Annotated in this window: 17 protein-coding genes and 1 pseudogene; 8 read left to right on the forward strand and 10 right to left on the reverse strand. The window is 73.7% G+C overall.

Going from position 1 to position 18986, the window contains the following annotated elements; translation table 11 throughout:
* Positions 1-80 precede the first annotated feature (80 nt).
* Together ACFY32_RS05040 and ACFY32_RS05045 are read left to right on the forward strand one after the other, a co-directional pair.
* A complete protein-coding gene (locus tag ACFY32_RS05040; protein ID WP_359188926.1) occupies positions 81-1436 on the forward strand; it encodes an FAD-binding oxidoreductase in 1356 nt (451 codons plus the stop codon).
* A gap of 9 nt (positions 1437-1445) precedes the next feature.
* On the forward strand, positions 1446-2201 hold the full coding sequence (locus tag ACFY32_RS05045) for a decaprenylphospho-beta-D-erythro-pentofuranosid-2-ulose 2-reductase (protein WP_359188929.1): 756 nt from the start codon (positions 1446-1448) through the stop codon (positions 2199-2201).
* Between the two features lie 10 nt (positions 2202-2211).
* Here ACFY32_RS05045 and ACFY32_RS05050 read toward each other — a convergent pair whose 3' ends face one another.
* The 6 genes from ACFY32_RS05050 to ACFY32_RS05075 all read right to left on the reverse strand — a co-directional run bounded on the left by ACFY32_RS05050 (position 2212) and on the right by ACFY32_RS05075 (position 9061).
* Entirely contained in the window at positions 2212-2793 is a 582-nt protein-coding gene (locus ACFY32_RS05050) for a 2'-5' RNA ligase family protein (protein WP_359188932.1), read from the reverse strand.
* Positions 2794-2919: 126 nt separating this feature from the next.
* Positions 2920-3933 (reverse strand): tryptophan--tRNA ligase, encoded by a 1014-nt coding sequence (trpS, locus tag ACFY32_RS05055; protein WP_390673447.1) that lies wholly within the window; start codon positions 3931-3933, stop codon positions 2920-2922.
* 372 nt (positions 3934-4305) lie between these two features.
* Positions 4306-5754, reverse strand: coding sequence for a glycine hydroxymethyltransferase (locus ACFY32_RS05060; RefSeq protein ID WP_359188938.1), 1449 nt, complete (start codon positions 5752-5754; stop codon positions 4306-4308).
* Between the two features lie 280 nt (positions 5755-6034).
* Positions 6035-7219: a glutathionylspermidine synthase family protein gene (locus ACFY32_RS05065; RefSeq protein ID WP_390673448.1), complete on the reverse strand. Its 1185-nt coding sequence runs from the start codon at positions 7217-7219 to the stop codon at positions 6035-6037.
* 3 nt (positions 7220-7222) lie between these two features.
* Positions 7223-7579 (reverse strand): hypothetical protein, encoded by a 357-nt coding sequence (locus ACFY32_RS05070; protein WP_359188944.1) that lies wholly within the window; start codon positions 7577-7579, stop codon positions 7223-7225.
* A 90-nt stretch (positions 7580-7669) separates the two neighbouring features.
* A complete protein-coding gene (locus ACFY32_RS05075; protein WP_390673449.1) occupies positions 7670-9061 on the reverse strand; it encodes a PLP-dependent aminotransferase family protein in 1392 nt (463 codons plus the stop codon).
* Positions 9062-9107: 46 nt separating this feature from the next.
* Here ACFY32_RS05075 and ACFY32_RS05080 point away from each other — a divergent pair, with 46 nt between their 5' ends.
* The 3 genes from ACFY32_RS05080 to ACFY32_RS05090 are packed head-to-tail and all read left to right on the forward strand — an operon-like array spanning position 9108 to position 10815.
* Positions 9108-9620, forward strand: coding sequence for a carboxymuconolactone decarboxylase family protein (locus ACFY32_RS05080; RefSeq protein ID WP_390673450.1), 513 nt, complete (start codon positions 9108-9110; stop codon positions 9618-9620).
* A complete protein-coding gene (locus tag ACFY32_RS05085; protein ID WP_359188953.1) occupies positions 9617-10063 on the forward strand; it encodes a carboxymuconolactone decarboxylase family protein in 447 nt (148 codons plus the stop codon). The genes ACFY32_RS05080 and ACFY32_RS05085 overlap by 4 nt, the downstream gene beginning before the upstream one ends.
* Positions 10060-10815, forward strand: coding sequence for an isocitrate lyase/phosphoenolpyruvate mutase family protein (locus ACFY32_RS05090; RefSeq protein ID WP_359188955.1), 756 nt, complete (start codon positions 10060-10062; stop codon positions 10813-10815). Before ACFY32_RS05085 ends, ACFY32_RS05090 begins: the two co-directional genes overlap by 4 nt.
* Before the next feature lie 105 nt (positions 10816-10920).
* Here ACFY32_RS05090 and ACFY32_RS05095 read toward each other — a convergent pair whose 3' ends face one another.
* From ACFY32_RS05095 to ACFY32_RS05110, 4 genes and pseudogenes are all read right to left on the reverse strand, one after another.
* Entirely contained in the window at positions 10921-11910 is a 990-nt protein-coding gene (locus tag ACFY32_RS05095) for a malate dehydrogenase (protein ID WP_359188958.1), read from the reverse strand.
* Positions 11911-12271: 361 nt separating this feature from the next.
* Positions 12272-13597 (reverse strand): annotated as a pseudogene (locus tag ACFY32_RS05100) (helix-turn-helix domain-containing protein).
* A 437-nt stretch (positions 13598-14034) separates the two neighbouring features.
* Entirely contained in the window at positions 14035-14595 is a 561-nt protein-coding gene (locus ACFY32_RS05105) for a DUF3017 domain-containing protein (protein ID WP_390673451.1), read from the reverse strand.
* Positions 14585-15439 (reverse strand): bifunctional methylenetetrahydrofolate dehydrogenase/methenyltetrahydrofolate cyclohydrolase, encoded by an 855-nt coding sequence (locus tag ACFY32_RS05110; RefSeq protein ID WP_359188967.1) that lies wholly within the window; start codon positions 15437-15439, stop codon positions 14585-14587. Before ACFY32_RS05110 ends, ACFY32_RS05105 begins: the two co-directional genes overlap by 11 nt.
* A 256-nt stretch (positions 15440-15695) precedes the next feature.
* Between ACFY32_RS05110 and ACFY32_RS05115 the strand changes: the two genes are divergently transcribed.
* From ACFY32_RS05115 to ACFY32_RS05125, 3 genes are all read left to right on the forward strand, one after another.
* A complete protein-coding gene (locus ACFY32_RS05115) occupies positions 15696-16424 on the forward strand; it encodes an RDD family protein (RefSeq protein WP_359188970.1) in 729 nt (242 codons plus the stop codon).
* Positions 16425-16553: 129 nt separating this feature from the next.
* A complete protein-coding gene (locus ACFY32_RS05120; RefSeq protein WP_390673452.1) occupies positions 16554-17378 on the forward strand; it encodes an FHA domain-containing protein in 825 nt (274 codons plus the stop codon).
* Complete coding sequence (locus ACFY32_RS05125; protein WP_390673453.1) at positions 17375-18922, forward strand: protein kinase; 1548 nt, start codon at positions 17375-17377, stop codon at positions 18920-18922. Before ACFY32_RS05120 ends, ACFY32_RS05125 begins: the two co-directional genes overlap by 4 nt.
* Positions 18923-18986 lie beyond the last annotated feature (64 nt).

The following is an 18986-nucleotide window of genomic DNA, read 5'->3' on the forward strand; positions in this document are numbered from 1 at the left end:
ATCCCATTAATCACCCATTCCGGGGATGACGCGGATGTTTCAGAACGGATCAAACACATAGTGACGATACGGTCACCGCCATGTCTGCCGACACCGTTCCCGTCACCGGATGGGGCCGCACCGCCCCCACCACCGCCCGTCTGGTCCGCCCGCGCAGCTACGCGGAGGCGGTCGCCGCCGTCCGGGACTGCGGGGCCCGCGGCGGCATCCCCCGGGGCCTGGGCCGGGCGTACGGCGACGCCGCGCAGAACGCGGGCGGGTCCGTGCTCGACATGACGGGCCTGGACCGCATCCACGCCATCGACGTCGAGGGCGGCACCGTGCTCTGCGACGCGGGCGTCTCCCTGCACACGCTGATGCGGCTGCTGCTGCCGCTCGGCTGGTTCGTGCCGGTCACCCCCGGCACGCGCTACGTCACCGTCGGCGGGGCGATCGGCGCCGACATCCACGGCAAGAACCACCACGTCTCGGGCTCGTTCTCGCGGCACGTGGTCTCCCTGGAGCTGCTGACGGCCGACGGCCGGGTCCACGTCGTCCCGCGCGGCACCGATCTGTTCGACGCCACCACCGGCGGGATGGGCCTGACCGGGGTGATCCTCACCGCGACCGTGCGGCTCCAGCCGGTGCAGACCTCGCTGATGCGGGTCGACACCGAGCGCGCCGGCGACCTCGACGACCTGATGGCCCGCCTGGCCGCCACCGACCACCGCTACCGCTACTCGGTCGCCTGGATCGACCTGCTCGCCCGCGGTGCGGCGACCGGCCGCGCGGTGCTCACCCGGGGCGAGCACGCCCCCCTGGACGCCCTGCCGCGCCGCGCCCGCGCCCGGCGCGACCCCCTGGCCTTCCATCCCTCCCGCCTCCCGGCCGCGCCCTCGTACGTGCCGGAGGGGCTGCTCAGCCGGACGACCGTGGGCCTGTTCAACGAACTCTGGTACCGCAAGGCGCCACGCACGCGTACCGGCCGGCTCCAGTCGATCCCGGCCTTCTTCCACCCCCTCGACGGCGTCCCGCACTGGAACCGGATCTACGGCCGCGGCGGCTTCGTCCAGTACCAGTTCGTCGTCGGCCACGGCCAGGAGGACGCCCTGCGCCGCGTCGTGCACCGCATCGCCGAGCACCGCTGCCCGTCCTTCCTGGCCGTCCTCAAGCGCTTCGGGGACGCCGACCCGGGCTGGCTGTCCTTCCCCGTGCCCGGCTGGACGCTGGCCCTGGACATCCCGGCGAACCTGCCCGGCCTCGGGCCCTTCCTGGACGGGCTGGACGAGGAGGTCGCGGCGGCCGGCGGCCGGGTCTACCTCGCCAAGGACTCCCGGCTGCGGCCCGAACTGCTCGCCGCGATGTACCCGCGCCTGGACGACTTCCGCGCCCTGCGCGCGGAACTGGACCCGCGCGGGGTCTTCACCTCCGACCTGTCCCGCCGGCTCGACCTCTAGGAGACCGCCATGAAGGACGCCTTCGGCCTGCCCCAGTCCCTGCTCGTCCTCGGCGGTACGTCCGAGATCGCGCTGGCCACCGCCCGCCGTCTGATCGCCCGCCGCACCCGCACCGTCTGGCTGGCCGGCCGCCCCTCCCCCGCCCTGGACGAGGCGGCGGAGCAGTTGCGCGGCCTCGGCGCCGAGGTCCGCACCGTCGCCTTCGACGCCCTCGACCCCGGGTCCCACGAGGGGGTCCTCGGCAAGGTGTTCGCGGAAGGCGACATCGACCTGGTGCTGCTCGCCTTCGGCATCCTGGGCGACCAGGCGCACGACGAGCGGGAGCCGGTCAGCGCCGTGCGGGTCGCCCAGACCAACTACACCGGCGCGGTCTGCGCCGGCCTGGTCAGCGCCCGCGCCCTGCAGGCCCAGGGCCACGGCTCGCTGGTCGTGCTCTCCTCCGTCGCCGGGGAGCGGGCCCGCCGCGCCAACTTCATCTACGGCTCCAGCAAGGCCGGCCTGGACGCCTTCGCGCAGGGGCTGGGCGACGCGCTGCACGGCACCGGCGTCCACGTCATGGTCGTACGCCCCGGGTTCGTCCGTTCGAAGATGACCGCCGGCCTGGAGGAGGCCCCCCTGGCGACCACTCCGGAGGCGGTGGCCGCCGCCGTCGAGCTGGGGCTGCGGCGCCGCTCGGAGACGGTGTGGGTGCCCGGCGCCCTCCGCGTGGTGATGTCGGCGCTGCGCCACCTCCCGCGCGGGGTGTTCCGCAAGCTGCCCGTCTAGCGCCTGTCGTTCAGTGACGCGTGGGCAGGGTGTCCCGCTCCGCGCGGCCGGTCTGGGGCGGGACGACCGCGTTGCCGAAGGGGAACTCGCGCAGCTTGCGCCAGACGCCGTCGGCGCCCTGCTCGTAGAGCGCGAAGCCGGTGCAGGGCCACTCGGCCTGGTAGCCGGCCAGTTCCTCGAAGGCGCGGTCCATGGCCGCCTCCTCGATGCCGTGCGCCACCGTGACGTGCGGGTGGTACGGGAACTGCAGTTCCCGCGCGACGGGGCCGGAGGCGTCCCGGACCTGCTTCTGCAGCCAGGCGCACGCCTCGGCGCCCTCCACCACGCAGACGAAGACCACCGGCGACAGCGGCCGGAAGGTGCCCGTGCCGGACAGCTTCATCGGGAAGGCCCGCCCGGCCGCCGCCACCTCCGCCAGGTGCGCCTCGATCGCGGGCAGCGCCGCGGCCTCGACCTCCGTCGGCGGCAGCAGGGTGACGTGGGTGGGGATACCGTGAGCCGCGGCGTCGCCGAAGCCCGCGCGCAGCTCCTGGAGCTGGCTGCCGTGAGGCTCCGGGACCGCGATCGACACGCCGATCGTTACGGTCCCCACGTCGTCTCCTGTCCTTGGTGCCGGCGGAGGCGGCCGCCGACACGGCCACCTGTCAATCGACTGTACGGCCACGACCGTGCCCGGGGCAGGCGCAACCGGAGTGATGTGCGGCGCTCCGGGCGCCGCTCAGTGCTTGGCGGGCAGGAAGCCCACGCGGTCGTACGCCTGGGAAAGGGTCTCCGCGGCCACGGCCCGCGCCTTCTCCGCGCCCTTGGCCAGCACCGAGTCCAGCGTCTCCGGGTCGTCCAGGTACTGCTGGGTCCGCTCCCGGAACGGCGTCACGAACTCGACCATGACCTCGGCGAGGTCCGTCTTGAGCGCACCGTAGCCCTTGCCCGCGTACTTCTCCTCCAGCTCGCCGATGCCCGCCCCGGTCAGGGTGGAGTAGATGGTGAGGAGGTTGCTGACCCCGGGCTTGTTCCCGACGTCGTAGCGGACCACGGTGTCGGTGTCGGTGACGGCGCTCCTGACCTTCTTGGCGGTGGTCTTCGGCTCGTCCAGGAGGTTGATCAGGCCCTTCGGCGTGGACGCCGACTTGCTCATCTTGACCGTCGGGTCCTGGAGGTCGTAGATCTTCGCCGTCTCCTTGAGGATGTACGCCGAGGGCACGGTGAAGGTGGCGCCGAAGCGGCCGTTGAAGCGCTCGGCGAGGTCCCGGGTCAGCTCGATGTGCTGGCGCTGGTCCTCGCCGACGGGGACCTGGTGGGCCTGGTACAGCAGGATGTCCGCGACCTGGAGGATCGGGTACGTGAACAGGCCGACGGAGGCGCGCTCGGCGCCCTGCTTGGCGGCCTTGTCCTTGAACTGCGTCATGCGGCCGGCCTCGCCGAAGCCGGTGATGCAGTTCATGATCCAGGCGAGCTGGGCGTGCTCGGGGACATGGCTCTGGACGAAGAGCGTGCAGCGGTCCGGGTCGAGGCCGGCGGCCAGCAACTGGGCGGCGGCGAGCCGGGTGTTGGCGCGCAGCTCCGCCGGGTCCTGCGGGACCGTGATCGCGTGCAGGTCGACGACCATGTAGAACGCGTCGTGGGTCTCCTGGAGGGCCACCCACTGGCGGACGGCGCCCAGGTAGTTGCCGAGGTGGAACGAGCCTGCGGTGGGCTGGATTCCGGAGAGCACGCGGGGTCGGTCAGAAGCCATGCTCACCATTCTCTCAGGTTCCGCGGACCGCTCCGGAACTGGCCGGGAACGGGTGGGAACCGGTCGCGGCCGGGCGGTGGGACAAGAGTGCGAGGACGCGGGAGGGGGGCCGCGTCGTCGATGAGGGCTCCGGGACCACGGGCCTCTGTCCGGCGCCCTGGGGACGGACGACGGAGCCGCCGCAGGCCCGGACGGGAGCGGCGGCACGGCCACGGGCACCGGCACCGCGCCCGTCGGGGCGACCTCGGCGGCGGGCGCCGGCACGGACTGGTGGCGGGCGCTGCCGGGCGCGGGAGCCGGAGCGGCCCACGGCGGCCCGGCAGGAGACGCCGGACCGCCGTGTCGGAGCCGGCCGTGGCGGCCGGCCGGGGGTCAGCCGAGGTCGATCTCCGGGTACAGCGGGAAGCCGGCCACCAGGTCGGTGGCCCGGCGGGAGATCTCGTCCGAGATCTTCGGGTCCAGGACGTGCTGGGCCTTGGAGGGGGCGCCCTTGCTGGTGGTGCCGGGCTCGGTGGCGGTCAGGACGCGGTCGATGAGACCGGCGACCTCGTCCATCTCGGCGGTGCCCAGACCGCGGGTGGTCAGGGCGGGGGTGCCGATGCGGATGCCGGAGGTGTACCAGGCGCCGTTGGGGTCGGCCGGGATGGCGTTGCGGTTGGTGACGATCCCGGAGTCCAGCAGGGCGGCCTCGGCCTGGCGGCCGGTGAGACCGTAGGAGGAAGCGACGTCGATCAGGTTGAGGTGGTTGTCGGTGCCGCCGGTGACCAGGGTGGCGCCGCGGCGCATCAGGCCCTCGGCGAGGGCGCGGGAGTTGTCGACGATGCGCTGGGCGTAGTCCCGGAAGGAGTCCTGGCGGGCCTCGGCGAGGGCGACGGCCTTGGCGGCCATGACGTGCGGGAGCGGGCCGCCGAGGACCATCGGGCAGCCGCGGTCGACCTGGTCCTTGAGGGAGTCGTCGCACAGCACCATGCCGCCGCGCGGGCCGCGCAGCGACTTGTGGGTGGTGGTGGTGACGATCTGGGCGTGCGGGACCGGGTCGAAGTCGCCGGTGAGGACCTTGCCGGCGACCAGCCCGGCGAAGTGCGCCATGTCGACCATGAGGGTGGCACCGACCTCGTCGGCGATCTCCCGCATGATCCGGAAGTTCACCAGCCGGGGGTAGGCGGAGTAGCCGGCGACGATGATCAGCGGCTTGAACTCGCGGGCGGTGGCGCGCAGGGCCTCGTAGTCGAGGAGGCCGGTGGAGGAGTCGGTGCCGTAGGACCGCTGGTCGAACATCTTGCCGGAGATGTTCGGGCGGAAGCCGTGGGTGAGGTGGCCGCCGGCGTCCAGGGACATGCCGAGCATCCGCTGGTTGCCGAATGCCTGGCGCAGCTCGGCCCAGTCGGCGTCGGAGAGGTCGTTGATCTGGCGGACGCCGGTCTTCGCCAGGAAGGGAGCCTCGACGCGGTCGGCGAGGACGGCCCAGAAGGCGACGAGGTTGGCGTCGATGCCGGAGTGCGGCTGGACGTAGGCGTGCCGGGCGCCGAACAGCTCGCGGGCGTGCTCGGCGGCGAGGGACTCGACGGTGTCGACGTTGCGGCAGCCGGCGTAGAAGCGGCGGCCGACGGTGCCCTCGGCGTACTTGTCGCTGAACCAGTTGCCCATCGCCAGCAGGGTGGCCGGGGAGGCGTAGTTCTCGGAGGCGATCAGCTTGAGCATCTCGCGCTGGTCGGCGACCTCCTGGCCGATGGCGTCGGCCACCCGCGGCTCGACGGCGCGGATCACGTCGAGGGCGGCTCGGTAGGCGGTGGAAGCGGTGGAGAGGGGCTCGGCTGACATGGGGACCTCCGGACGTTGCGTTCAGCGTTCACGGTACGGCCCAGGCGCACGGCACATGTGCCGGACCCCGTACGGCCCGGGTCCGGGGGCCGCTTCCCGATGGTCGGTCCCATCCCAGCACGCCAGTCACGGCCCGCGATCAGGGTACCGGGCGGCCCGGGGTGCGGTGGCCCGGCGTCCATCATGCGGGCGGTGCGGGGCGAGGGTGTCCGGGCGCGGCTCCGGTGCCGGCCGCGGGCGCGTGGTCGCCGGCCGCGCGGGTCCCCGCGCCCTTGGGGCGCTAGAGGATCACGTGCGGGAGGAAGCGGGCGTACTCGTCGGTGACCAGGCCGGCGGACTCGCGGATGCCGAGGCCGGCGGACTCGTTCTCGACGACCCAGGCGCCCAGGACGACGTGGTTGCCGTCGAAGGCGGGCAGCGGGGCGAGTTCCTGGTAGCAGACGGGCTCGGTGCGCGGGGCGGCCCCGGTGCCGGCCGGGTGGACGGTCACGCCGGCGCCCTCGCGGCCGAGCAGCGGCTTGGCGACGTAGCCGGTGGTGCGGGCCAGTTCCCGGGGGCCGTCGAGGTAGGCGGGCAGGAGGTTGGGGTGGCCGGGGTACAGCTCCCACAGGACGGCGAGCAGCGCCTTGTTGCTGAGCAGCATCTTCCAGGCGGGCTCGATCCACAGGGTGGTGCCGGTGCCGCCGCCGTTGTCGAGGGTGTCCAGGACGTGGTCGGCGAAGCGGTCGGTGGTGAGCCACTCCCAGGGGTAGAGCTTGAAGCAGCTCCGGATGAAGCGGAGCCGGTTGTCGACGAAGCGGCCGGAGAGCCGGTCCCAGCCGATCTCCTCCATGGATATCCAGTCGGTGTCCAGGCCGGCCTGTTCGGCGGTCTCCTTGAGGTAGGCGACGGTCATGAGGTCCTCGCCGAGTTCGTCGGCGGAGGAGTGCGCGAAGTACAGGGGGCTGCCGGGCGGGAGCAGGGCGGCCTGCCTCTTCCAGGCGTCGATCAGGCGTTCGTGGAGGGAGTTCCACTGGTCGGCGCCCGGGAAGCGCTCCTCCATCCAGAACCACTGCGGGGAGGCGGCCTCGACGAGGGAGGTCGGGGTGTCGGCGTTGTACTCCAGCAGCTTGGCCGGGCCGGTGCCGTCGTAGCGCAGGTCGAAGCGGGCGTAGACGGAGGGGAGTTCGGCCCGGCGGTGCCATGCCTCGGCGACCGCGCGGGTCACCCGGGGGTCGGTGATGCCGAGGTCGGCGAAGCGGTCGGCGGTGACGATGTGCTCGGCCGCGGCCAGGCACATGCGGTGGAGTTCCTCGACGACCTCCTCCAGTGCCTCGACCTCCTCCAGGGAGAAGGCGTAGTAGGCGCTCTCGTCCCAGTAGGGGCGCAGGGAGCCGTCGGGGTAGCGGGTGAGGGGGTAGACGAGCCCCTGTTCCTCGACGGTGCGCTGCCAGTCGGGGCGGGGGTCGATGGTGCGGCGTTCCACGGGTCAGCCGCCGCTGCCGGAGCCGGAGCAGCCGAAGCCGCCCCGGTCGACGGCCTCGTCGCGGCTGAAGGTGCCGGAGGAGGCCCACTGGCCGCTGACGTCGGCGTCGTAGTACCAGTCGGCGTCGACCCGGGTGGGGCGGGCCTTCTTCTTGCCGCCCTTGCGGGTGGAGCCGGCCGAGCCGGAGGACTTGCAGTTCTGGTCCGCGACGATCTTGTAGCCGTTGAGGGTGTCGTAGCTGTCGCGGTCCACGCAGCGGCGGTCGGGTTCGGAGCCGCACGAGGTGAGTGCGGCCGCCAGGACGCCCATGCCGCCGAGCACCACGGTGCTGGACCGCAGCCGTCGCCGGGTCTCTGCCATGTTCCTGTCTCCCCCTCGTCCCGGCCGGTGTCCCGGCCCTCGTCCGGCAGTTGGGCCGATCATAGGTACGGCCGTCGCCGGGGACGGACTTTACGGCAGGGCACGGCAGAGGGCGTCCAGGGCCCCCGCCCAGGCGTGGTCGGGCGGGGTGCCGTAGCCGACGACGACGGCGTCGAGGGGGTCGGTGACGGCCCGGGGGTGGCGGAAGCAGGACAGGCCGTACAGGGCGAGGTGCTGCCAGGTGGCGGCCTGGACGACGGACTGCTCGGTGCCGGGCGGCAGGCGGAGCACGGCGTGCAGTCCGGCCGCGATGCCGGTGGCGCGGACCTCGGGGTTGCGGGCGGCGAGCGCGGCGACCAGGGCGTCGCGGCGCCGGCGGTAGCGCAGCCGGGCGGCGCGGACGTGCCGGTCGTGGGCGCCGGAGGTGAGGAACTCGGCGAGGGTGAGCTGTTCCAGGGCCGCGCAGGTGTCGCTGGGGCCCTTGGCGGCGACCACGTCGTCCATGAGGCCGGGCGGCAGGACCGCCCAGCCCAGCCGGATGCCGGGGGCGAGGGACTTGCTGGCGGTGCCCAGGTAGACCACGCGGTCGGGGTCGAGTCCCTGGAGGGCGCCGACGGGCTGGCGGTCGTAGCGGAACTCGCCGTCGTAGTCGTCCTCCAGGACCAGGGCGCCGGTGCGCCGGGCCCAGTCCACGACGGCCGCCCGCCGGTCGGGCCGGAGCGGCTCGCCCATCGGGAACTGGTGGGCGGGGGTGAGCAGGACGGCCCCGGCGTCACCGGCGGGCGAGCGGGGGTCGGTGCCCCGGTCGTCGTAGGGCAGCGGGACGGTGCGCAGGCCGGCGGCGGTGAGCAGGTCGCGGTGGAAGTGCAGGCCGTAGGACTCGACGGCGACCGTGTGGACGCCGCGGGCGCGCAGCACCGTACCGAGCAGGGTGAGGCCGTGCACGAACCCGCCGCAGACCAGGACGCGGTCGGGGCCGGTGCGCACGCCGCGGACCCGGGAGAGGTAGCCGGCGAGGGCGGTGCGCAGTTCGGGGCGGCCGCGGGGGTCGCCGTAGCCGAAGGCGTCGTTCGGGGCGGCGGCCAGGGCGCGGCGGGTGGCCCTGAGCCACTCGGCGCGCGGGAAGGAGGCGAGGTCGGGGGTGCCGGGGCGCAGGTCGTAGGCGGGGCCGGCGGGCACCCGGGGGCGGCCGGCGGTATCGGTCACCGGCGCGGCGACGGCCCGGTCGGCGACCCGGGTGCCCGAGCCCTGGCGCGCGGTGAGCCAGCCCTCGGCGACGAGGTCGGCGTAGGCGTCGGCGACGGTGTTGCGGGCGATGCCCAGGTCGGCGGCGAGGGCGCGGGAGGACGGCAGGCGGGTGCCGGGGGCGAGGCGGCCGGTGCGCACGGCGTCGCGCAGGGCGTCGGTCAGGCCGCGGCGCAGGCCCGGCCCGGTCGGTTCCAGGTGCAGGTCGACGCCGAGAGTGGCCCAGGATCGCGGCATGTGAATGGACCATACTCCTGGGCTGCTTCGTTCCTAGGGTCGAAGCATGACGACCTACACCGAGAACAGCACACCGCAGGCCCCCTACGCGCCCGAACCGCCCGCCCGGCTGGAGTGGGCCAAGCACGCCCCCGAGGTCTACAAGGCGATGATCAGGCTGGACGCCGCCGCCAGGCGGGGTCTGGACCCGAAGCTGTACGAGCTGGTGAAGATCCGCGCCTCGCAGATCAACCACTGCGCGTTCTGCCTCGACATGCACACCAAGGACGCGCTCGCGGCGGGCGAGAGCGTGGAGCGGATCGTGCAGCTCGCCGCCTGGGAGGAATCCCGCGCGTTCTACACGGAGCGGGAGCTGGCGGCGCTGGAGCTGACCGAGGCGGTGACGGTCCTGACGGACGGGTTCGTGCCGGACGAGGTGTACGCGAAGGCCGCGGCGCACTTCGAGGAGGCGGAGCTGGCGCAGTTGATCGCCGCGATCACGGTGATCAACGCCTGGAACCGGTTCGGGGTGACCTGCCGGATGGCGCCGGGCCACTACCGGCCGGGGCAGCACGGATGACGGCGCGGACCGGGCTGCTCGACCGCGAGGTCGCCGCGGCGATGTCGGCGCTGAGCGCGGCGGCCAAACGGGGGCTCGGCGATCCGGCCCTCGCCGAGCTGGTGGTGATCCGTGCCTCGCAGCTCAACCACTGCGCGTTCTGTCTCGACATGCATCTCGCCCTCGCCCGCGAGCAGGGGGTGAGCGAACGGCAGCTCGATCTCCTCGCCGCCTGGGAGGAGGCCGAGGACGTCTTCGACGCGCGGGAGCGTGCCGCGCTGGCACTGACCGAGGCGGTGACCGTGCTGACGGACGGGTTCGTGCCGGACGAGGTGTACGAGCGGGCCACCGCGCACTTCGACGCGGCGGAACTCGCCCATCTGGTCGGGCTGATCGCCGCCATCAACAACTGGAACCGGCTGATGGTCAGCCGCCGTGTTCCACCGGGGGGTCACACACCATGAGCACCGTCGACACGGCCGGCGCCGCCGGCGCCCTCGGCAAGGCCGAGCGGTTCCGCGCCCTGCACCGGCATCGCGCGCCGGACGATCCGCTGGTCCTGCCCGGACCGTGGGACGCGGCGAGCGCCCGGGTCTTCGAGGAGGCCGGGTTCCCGGCGCTCGCGACGCCCAGCGCGGGCGTCGCGGCCTCCCTCGGCTACGAGGACGGGCGGACCCCGGCCGACGAGATGTTCGCGGCGGTGGCCAGGATCGCGCGGGCCGTGCGGGTGCCCGTGTCGGCGGACGTCGAGGGCGGGTACGGGCTGGCGCCGAAGGAACTGGTGGAGCGGCTGCTGGAGGCGGGCGCCGTCGGCTGCAACCTGGAGGACTCGGCCGGGGGCGAGCTGAAGGACCCGCACGAGCACGCCGAGTGGCTGGCCGAGGTGCGGTCGGCGGCCGGGGACGCGCTGTTCGTCAACGCGCGGGTGGACACGTTCATCCGGGGCGTCGCCGATCCGGACCGGGCCATCGAGCGGGCCGCGCTGTACGCAGCGGCGGGCGCGGACTGCGTGTATCCGATCCAGGCCCCGCTGGAGGTCCTGCCGTTGCTGCGGGCCGGGACGTCCGGTCCGGTCAACGTGGTCGCGCGTCCCGGCCAGGGTCCCTCGCCCGCCCGACTGGGCGAACTCGGCGCCACCCGGATCACGTTCGGCCCCGGCCTCCAGCGCGCCGCGACCGAGTCCCTGAGGGAGACGGCGGCCCGGCTGCGGGCCTGAGCGGAGGCGTGGTCCGAGGCCGGCTGCCGGAATCACTCACCGACCGGCCGGTCCGGGTATGCCGGAGGCCCCGCACCCGGCGGGGCCTCGCGGGAGCAGCGCGGGTCAGATCAGGCCGAGACCACGGACCGCCTCGCGCTCGTCCGCCAGCTCCTGGACGGAGGCGTCGATGCGGGTGCGGGAGAACTCGTTGATCTCCAGGCCCTGGACGATCTCGTACTTGCCGTCCTTGCAGGTGACCGGGAAGGAGGAGATCAGGCCCTCCGGGACGCCGTAGGAGCCGTCCGACGGGATGCCCATGGAGACCCAGTCGCCCTCGGCGGTGCCGTTGACCCAGGTGTGGACGTGGTCGACGGCGGCGTTGGCGGCCGACGCGGCGGAGGACGCGCCCCGGGCCTCGATGATCGCCGCGCCGCGCTTGGCGACGGTCGGGATGAAGTCCTCGGCCAGCCACTTCTCGTCGTTCACGACCTCGGCGGCGTTCTTGCCGGCGATCGTGGCGTGGAAGATGTCCGGGTACTGGGTGGCGGAGTGGTTGCCCCAGATGGTCAGCCGCTTGATGTCGGCGACGGTGGAGCCGGTCTTCTTCGCCAACTGGGTCAGCGCCCGGTTGTGGTCCAGACGGGTCATCGCGGTGAACCGCTCGGCCGGTACGTCCGGGGCGGCGGCCTGCGCGATCAGCGCGTTGGTGTTGGCCGGGTTGCCGACGACGAGGACCTTGATGTCGTCCGCGGCGTGGTCGTTGATGGCCTTGCCCTGCGGCTTGAAGATGCCGCCGTTGGCCTCCAGGAGGTCACCGCGCTCCATGCCCTTGGTGCGGGGGCGGGCGCCGACGAGGAGGGCGACGTTGGCGCCGTCGAAGGCCACGTTCGGGTCGTCGCTGATGTCGATGCCCTGGAGGAGCGGGAACGCGCAGTCGTCCAGTTCCATCGCGGTGCCCTCGGCGGCCTTCAGCGCCGGGGTGATCTCCAGCAGGCGCAGCTTGACCGGCACGTCCGCGCCGAGCAACTGGCCGGAGGCGATGCGGAAGAGCAGGGCGTAACCGATCTGGCCGGCCGCGCCGGTGACGGTGACGTTCACGGGAGTGCGGGTCATGGCGTTCTCCGTATGAGCTGGCGGTGGGGCGTCCCTGCCCCGCTGAGTTTGATCGATCTCTTGGCGTCAAGAGATCTACCCGCGGTCAGGCTATCGCGCATCCGGGATGCCGGACGTCCGGGTGGGTGTAACCCGGCCCACAGCACCGCCGTACGCGTCCGCGTATACGGGAGAGGCGGCCGCCGGTCCGGGAGAGGGGGGACCGAGCGACCGCCGTGGGGGGGGGTACCGTTGCCGGACTCCCGTGGGGGGGTACTTTTCGCGTGCCCATGATGGCGGGAGCCATGCATGTCCGGCCGGAAGTTTTTTTCCGGGACGGACGCACGCCCCGCGGCACCGCCTTGCCGACGCCTCGCCGCCGCTACTGGGTGCAGCCCTTCCCGCCCGACGCCAGGGTGACGCACGCGGTGGCGTCGGCGGCGTCCGGCACCGCCACCATCGGGGTGTACGCGATGGTGTCCCCGGCCATGGTGACCGAGCCGGTCTGCCTGGCCTTGCCGGCGCTGATCTGGACCTCGTCGCCCTGCGCGGCCTGCGTGACCCGGCCCCAGACGGCACCGCAGATCTTGCTGTAGCGGACCTCGACCAGGGTCGTGCCGACGGTGACGGACTGCTCGGTGGTGACCAGGTCGCCGCCGCAGCCCATGTCCTCGGCGTCCTTGCCGGTGCACTGGTCGCCGCTGCACTTCACTCCCGGCGGCAGCTTCTTGCTGGGGGTCGCGGTGGGCGAGGGCGAGGGCCCGGCGCCCTCCTTCTCCTTCTTCCCGCCGTCGTCGAGCAGGAAGAAGGCCCCGGCGATCACGACCAGGACACCGACCACACCCGCGACGAACATCGGCATCCGCTTGCCGCCGGAACCGCCCTGGGGACGGGGACGGGGAGCGGGCGGCGGGGTGCCGTACGGGCCGGCCGGAGCGGTCCGCCGCGGGCCGGCCGGAGCGGCGGGCCCGCCGCCGGACGCCGTGGTGGCCTCCCGCCCCGGCCCGGCCAGGGGCGGCGGCACGGCCCCGCCCCGGCGGGGTCCGGAGGGCGCGGGGCCGCGGTACCCGGCCAGTCCCTAGGAGTTGACGAGCGGGGCCTCGCCGGAGTCCGGGGCCGGTTCGCCCGACGCGGGCGACGCGGCGGCCGGGCCCCCGTCCCGTACGGCACCGCCCCGTCCGGTGGCCGAGTCCGCGCTGTCCGCGGCCGTCGGCTGACTCGGAACGGGCGGGAAGGCGGGCGCGACACCGGCGGGACCGGCGGGGCCGGATGTCGCCGTGGCGCTGCCGCCGCCCTTGCGGCCGTCCGGCCGGCTGCCCGGCCGGTCGTCCCCCCGGCCGCCCCTCGTCCCGTCGTCCGCCCGGCCGCCCGGTTCGCCGGGCGCCGCCCCTGCCCGGGAGATCCGGATGGCCTCCATGGTCGTGTCGTGGCGCAGCTCCGAGCGGCTCCAGGCCCGCTCGGCCAGCTCCCACATGGTGGTCAGGTGGACCGGGTCGGTCTCCGTGACCTCGGCCAGCGCCACGATCGCGCCCTTGGGGGCGAGCAGCCGGCCGTTGAGGTACTTCTCCCAGGACGTCTTGCTGTAACCCGTGGCGTCGGCCACCGCCGAGATGCTCAGCTCGCTGCGGTCGACGAGCCGGCGCAACTGGCCGGCGAACTCTCGGATCTGCGGATCGAGATCGTCCGGCAAGGCCCTCCAACGAGGCATTGCTCCCCCTCTTCCCCGGGTGACGTGCTGGTCGTTCCCCCGCGCGTGATGCCCTCCGCCGAGTCCCCGTCCGGCCGTCGACAGGGATGCGCCGGTCGAGAGTCTCGGTTCCCGGGGTGGGGGCGCGCAGGAGCGCGGTGGCCGCGGGCCCGCACCGGCAGGCCGGCCCGGCCGCGGACCAGTGTTCCATCGGGTCCTCGCTCCGCCCAAATGAGCCCCGGAAGCCGGCCGGACCCCGCCCGTACGGGCCTTGCCCGCGCGGTCTCTTACGGCCCGTGCGTCACGTTCTTCCCGGAGTCCGTTCCAGAACCGTCACTTCCGTGCCACAGCGCGCGGACAGGCGTTGAACAGCCGCTTCGGGGCGGGGGAAGGTGGGTGCGGACGGCGGCCCGTCCTTCCACGGGGGAGGGGACGGGCCGTCGTTCCGCTGTCCGGCGTCACTCGTTGCTGACGGTGAAGTGCAGCGTGTCCTTGAGGAACGGGATCTGCAGCCACGGGTCGGGCTGGGCCATCATCGCCAGCAGGACGATGGCGAGGCCCAGGACGCCGTAGGTGGCGATGTCCGTGAAGCGGGAGCGGACGGCGAGCATGCCGACGTCGGGCAGCAGCCAGCGCAGTACGGCTCCGCCGAGCAGGGCGAGGCCGATGAGCAGCATGCCGTAGCGGAAGACGTCCAGCGCGGTCAGCAGCAGGCCGAGGCCGACCAGGCCGACCACGGTGAGGACGGGCCACTGCCGGGCGGGCGCCGGGGCGTCCCGGGGCGCGGCCCGGCCACCGCCCTCGGGGCGCGCGGTGTCCCGGGTGAACAGCGGGAAGCGGCGCGTGACCCGCCGGGGCCGCCCGTACGCGTCGGGCGCGCTGACCGGGTCCGTCACGGTGATGCCGTCGAGGTCCGGCTCCGCGCCGGTCCCCTTCCGCCCCTCCGCCGCGTCCGGCTCCCGGCTCGCGCCCTCGGTCTCCGGCCCCGCTGTCTTCCGGGTCTCTTTCTCAGCCGGCACTGCGTTCCGCCGCCTCGACGACGTTGACGAGGAGCTGGGCGCGGGTCATCGGGCCGACGCCGCCGGGGTTGGGGGAGATCCAGGCGGCGACCTCGGCGACGTCGGGGTGGACATCGCCGACGATCTTGCCCTCGGCGTTGCGCGAGACGCCGACGTCGAGGACGGCCGCGCCCGGCTTGACGTCCTCGGCGCGGATCAGGTGCGGCGAGCCCGCGGCGGCGACGACGATGTCGGCGCGCTTGAGGTGGGCGGAGAGGTCGCGGGTACCGGTGTGGCACTGGGTGACCGTGGCGTTCTCGCTGCGCCGGGTGAGCAGCAGCGGCATCGGCCGGCCGATGGTCACCCCGCGGCCGACGACGACGACCTCGGCGCCCTTGATCTCGACGCCGTAGCGGCGCAGCAGGGTGAGGATGCCGTTGGGGGTGCAGGGCAGCGGCGCCGGCTCGTTGAGGACGAGGCGGCCGAGGTTCATGGGGTGGAGTCCGTCCGCGTCCTTGTCCGGGTCCATGAGTTCCAGGATGCGGTTCTCGTCGATGCCCCGGGGCAGCGGGAGCTGGACGATGTAGCCGGTGCAGGCGGGGTCCTCGTTCAGCTCGCGGACGACCGCCTCGATCTCCTCCTGCGTGGCCGTGGCGGGCAGTTCACGCTGGATGGAGGCGATGCCCACCTGGGCGCAGTCGCGGTGCTTGCCGGCGACGTACTTCTGGCTGCCGGGGTCGTCGCCGACCAGGACGGTGCCGAGGCCGGGCGTGACGCCCTTCTCCTTCAGCGCCGCCACGCGGGCGGCCAGTTCGGACTTGATCGCGGCTGCGGTGGCCTTGCCATCGAGAATCTGGGCGGTCATGCCCCCCATCCTCGCGGATGACCGGCCCCCTGTTCCAATCCGGCCGCCGGGCGGACCGCTCGCAGCCGGTCCGGCCATGATCGGCCAGGTTGCACTTGCACAACGTCCGGTGTTTCGAGCTGGACAATCACTCGTCCGGCCGACGACGATGAGCGGCGCACTGTCGCGGTCAAGCTCGGGGGGCGAACCGCTCGTACGTCCGACGTTCCTCCGTGTCGTCCGCATCGTCCCCGATTGCGCAACGGAGGAAGCCCAGATGAGTTTCGGCTCGCCCAACAATCCGTACGGTCAGCCGCAGGAACCCCAGCAGCCCGGCTACGGCCACCCCCAGCAGGGGCAGCCCGGCTACGGCCACCCGCAGCAGGGGCAGCCCGGCTACGGCCACCCCCAGCAGGGGCAGCCCGGTTACGGCTATCCGCAGGCGCCCGGCGTCCCGCCGCAGCAGGGGTACGGCTATCCGCAGCACCCCGGTTATCCGGGCGGGTCCGTGCCGGGCGGTCCGCGGGTCGCCTCGATGGGCCGCCGCTTCGGCGCCCGGATGATCGACGGCGTGGCCTTCGGCATCATCTACACCGTGCTCATCGTCGTCGGTGCCGTCGGCTCCCTCGGGGCGGCGCAGGACTGCGACCCGAACTCCGTGACCTACGACTCCTGCATCAACGACGCCGGGTCGGACTTCGCAAGTGCGTTCGGCGCGATGTTCGGTGTGCTGGCGATCGTGGGCCTGCTCTACGAGTGGCTGATGACCGGTCTGGTGGGCGCCACGCTCGGCAAGCTGTGCGTCGGCATCCGGGTGGTGAAGGTGGACACCGGGCAGAAGCCGGGCCTGGGTTCGTCGTTCATCCGCTGGATCATCCCGATGGTCGGCAGCATCGCGTGCGGCATCGGTCAGTTGCTGGTGTACCTGTCGCCGTTCTGGGACAAGTCCGGCCGCCAGCAGGGCTGGCACGACAAGGCCGCGAGCACGATGGTCGTCCAGAACTGACGCCGTCCGGGGGCGTCGCGTTCGCGCCAGTCACCCGTCAGGGCCGTGTCTCACCCGAACGAGGGGGACACGGCCCTTACGTGTCCCCCTAGTCTGAGGAGGCAGCCGTCAGGCACGGGGAGACGCACCTTGTACAGCATCATCGTGGTACCGCCGACCACGGAGGGCGGGCCCGGCCGCACCGCCCCGACGCAGCTCCGGCTCGCCCCCGGCGAACGGCTGGCCTTCGGCCGGTCGGTCCCCGAGGGCGGACTGCTGATCGCGCACGGCGGGGTGTCCCGCAGAGCGGGTGAGATCACGGCCCAGGGTTCCTTCTGGACGCTCAGCAACCTCTCGGCCCGCCAGACGTACGTGGTGGAGAACCCGGAGGGGGCGGGCGAGCACATCAAGGTGGCGCCGGGGCGGCTGGAGGCGCCGGTGCCGTTCGAGTTCTCGCGTATCGTGCTGCCCGCGGCGGGCGATCTGCTGCCGGTCGAGGTGTGGGCGCCGCGCCACGACTATCTGCGCGCCGAGGACGGCACCGACGGCGAGCCGACCGCCCCGGCCTTCTCCGTGGACCGCACCAAGCGGTACTTCGCGGTGCTGGCCGCGCTGTGCGAGCCGAGGCTGCGCGGGACGCCGCACGCGCCGCTGCCGACGGTCGAGCGGGTCGTCGAGCGGCTGCGCCCGTGCTGGCCGGCCGCGTCCCGTACGTCGGTGCAGTGGAACATCGACTACCTGGCCGTCAAGCTGCGGCTGAAGCCCGGCCCGGAGACCGCCGAGCCGGGGACCCGGCTGAACGGCAAGAAGGAGTCCCTGGTCTCCCTGGCGCTCCGCTTCGACCTGGTCCGCGAGGACGACCTGGTGGTGCTGGCGGGGCCGACCCGGCCGACGTCCGGGCGGTCGGACTCCGGGCGGTCGGCGCCTGATCGGCCGATGTCCGGGCGGCCCGCGTCCGAGCGGCCGGTGCGGTGACCGAGCCGTACGCCGTGCCGGTGCCGAAGGGGTACCGGGTCGGCGACTGGGAGGTGCGGGAGCCGATCGCCACCGGCGCGTTCGGCAGCGTGTACGAGGGTCGCCACCGGTCCGGCGGCGGGGCCGGCGACCTCCCGGCGACGGCGGCGCTGAAGTTCCTGCCCACCGGCACGGGCACCCCCCGGCACCTCGCCCACCTGCGCGAACTGATCGACCGCGAGGTCGAACTGCACCGCCGCCTGCGCCGGCCCCGGCTGATCCGGATGTACGCCACCCTCACCGTCGACGACCCGGCCCGCCCCGGCCTCGACGGCGCCACCGTCCTCGTACTGGAGCGGGCGGAGCGGTCGCTGGCGGCGCTGCCGGGGCGGCCGGCGGACGGGCCCGCGCTGCTCGCGCAGATCTGCGAGGGACTGGCACAACTGCACGAAGCGGGCTGGGTGCACGGTGACCTGAAACCGGCCAACGTGCTGCTGATGAAGGACGGCACGGTCCGGCTGGCCGACTTCAACATGGCCGCCGAGCTGGAGGGCACCCACGCCTACACGCCCGCCTTCTCCACGCCCGACTACACCCCGCCGGAACTGCTCTGGGCGGAGGTCGGCGAGCGGGGCCGGCGAATCCGTCCGTCCGCCGACGTGTGGGCGTTCGGCGTCCTCGCCCACCTGCTGCTCACCGGCACCTTCCCGCTGCCCGGCGGCACCCCGACGGCCCGGCGGGACGCGGCGGTCGCCTACGCCCGGGGCACCGCCGAACTGCGGCTGTCGCCCGCGCTGCCGGAGCCGTGGCGGGAGATCGTGCGGGACTGCCTGGCCCGTACGCACGCCGGACGCGTCGGCACCCGGGCCCTGCTGCGCCGGGTGGCGGCGGCGGCCGGCGGGGCGCCGCCGCGCCGCGCCCGGACCTGGCGGCTGCTGCTGGCCGGCTCCGCCGCCACCGCCACCGTCGCCGCCGCGCTGGGCTTCGGCGTCAGCGCCGTCCTCGACGACGGCACCCCCGCGCCCGGCGGCGGCCGGCACGGCGGCGGCACCGGTGGCACGCGGGTCGCCGCCGCCTCCTACGGCGCGGCGGAACTCCGTACCGACCGGGGCGTGCCACCCGCCTACCGGCTGCTGATCGTCGAGACCGCCCACGACTGCGACCGGGAAGAGGTCAGCGCGGTGCTGATCGGGGCCATGCTGAAGGTGGAGAGCGACTTCGACCCGCTGCTCTCCGACCCGGAGAAGAACGAGTACGGCATCGCCCGCTGGACCCCCAGCGTGCTGCGCTGGTGGATGCACGAGGACGGCACGCCCGGCGAGACCGTCCCCGAACCCCCCTTCCCGCCCGCCGAGTCGATCCCGGCGATGGGCCGCTACCTGTGCTGGATCACGCCCCGTCTCGACGCCGAGCTGCCCGGTGACCGCCGGGTGCTGATCGCCGCCGCGTACCGGACGTCGTACGGCAAGGTGAACGACGCGGGCGGCGTTCCCCCGGAGTACCGCTCCTACGCCGCCCGCGTCGCCCACTACCTCAAGGAGTACACCCCGCCGGGGCGGTCGTGACCCTCGGAGTTCACAGGTACCGCACAGGGTGCGCCCCGGGCACGGTGGTCCCACACCGCTTCGG

Source organism: Streptomyces sp. NPDC000134, assembly GCF_042899225.1.
In the GTDB taxonomy this organism is placed as follows: Bacteria; Actinomycetota; Actinomycetes; order Streptomycetales; family Streptomycetaceae; genus Streptomyces.

Coding starts and splice junctions, on each gene's coding strand:
- ACFY32_RS05045 (WP_359188929.1), top strand. CDS start 1,446: ATGAAGGACGCCTTCGGCCTGCCCCAGTCCCTGCTCGTCCTCGGCGGT.
- ACFY32_RS05040 (WP_359188926.1), top strand. CDS start 81: ATGTCTGCCGACACCGTTCCCGTCACCGGATGGGGCCGCACCGCCCCC.
- ACFY32_RS05085 (WP_359188953.1), top strand. CDS start 9,617: ATGACGGCGCGGACCGGGCTGCTCGACCGCGAGGTCGCCGCGGCGATG.
- ACFY32_RS05060 (WP_359188938.1), bottom strand. CDS start 5,754: ATGTCAGCCGAGCCCCTCTCCACCGCTTCCACCGCCTACCGAGCCGCC.
- ACFY32_RS05070 (WP_359188944.1), bottom strand. CDS start 7,579: ATGGCAGAGACCCGGCGACGGCTGCGGTCCAGCACCGTGGTGCTCGGC.
- ACFY32_RS05095 (WP_359188958.1), bottom strand. CDS start 11,910: ATGACCCGCACTCCCGTGAACGTCACCGTCACCGGCGCGGCCGGCCAG.
- ACFY32_RS05090 (WP_359188955.1), top strand. CDS start 10,060: ATGAGCACCGTCGACACGGCCGGCGCCGCCGGCGCCCTCGGCAAGGCC.
- trpS (WP_390673447.1), bottom strand. CDS start 3,933: ATGGCTTCTGACCGACCCCGCGTGCTCTCCGGAATCCAGCCCACCGCA.
- ACFY32_RS05115 (WP_359188970.1), top strand. CDS start 15,696: ATGAGTTTCGGCTCGCCCAACAATCCGTACGGTCAGCCGCAGGAACCC.
- ACFY32_RS05075 (WP_390673449.1), bottom strand. CDS start 9,061: ATGCCGCGATCCTGGGCCACTCTCGGCGTCGACCTGCACCTGGAACCG.
- ACFY32_RS05110 (WP_359188967.1), bottom strand. CDS start 15,439: ATGACCGCCCAGATTCTCGATGGCAAGGCCACCGCAGCCGCGATCAAG.
- ACFY32_RS05080 (WP_390673450.1), top strand. CDS start 9,108: ATGACGACCTACACCGAGAACAGCACACCGCAGGCCCCCTACGCGCCC.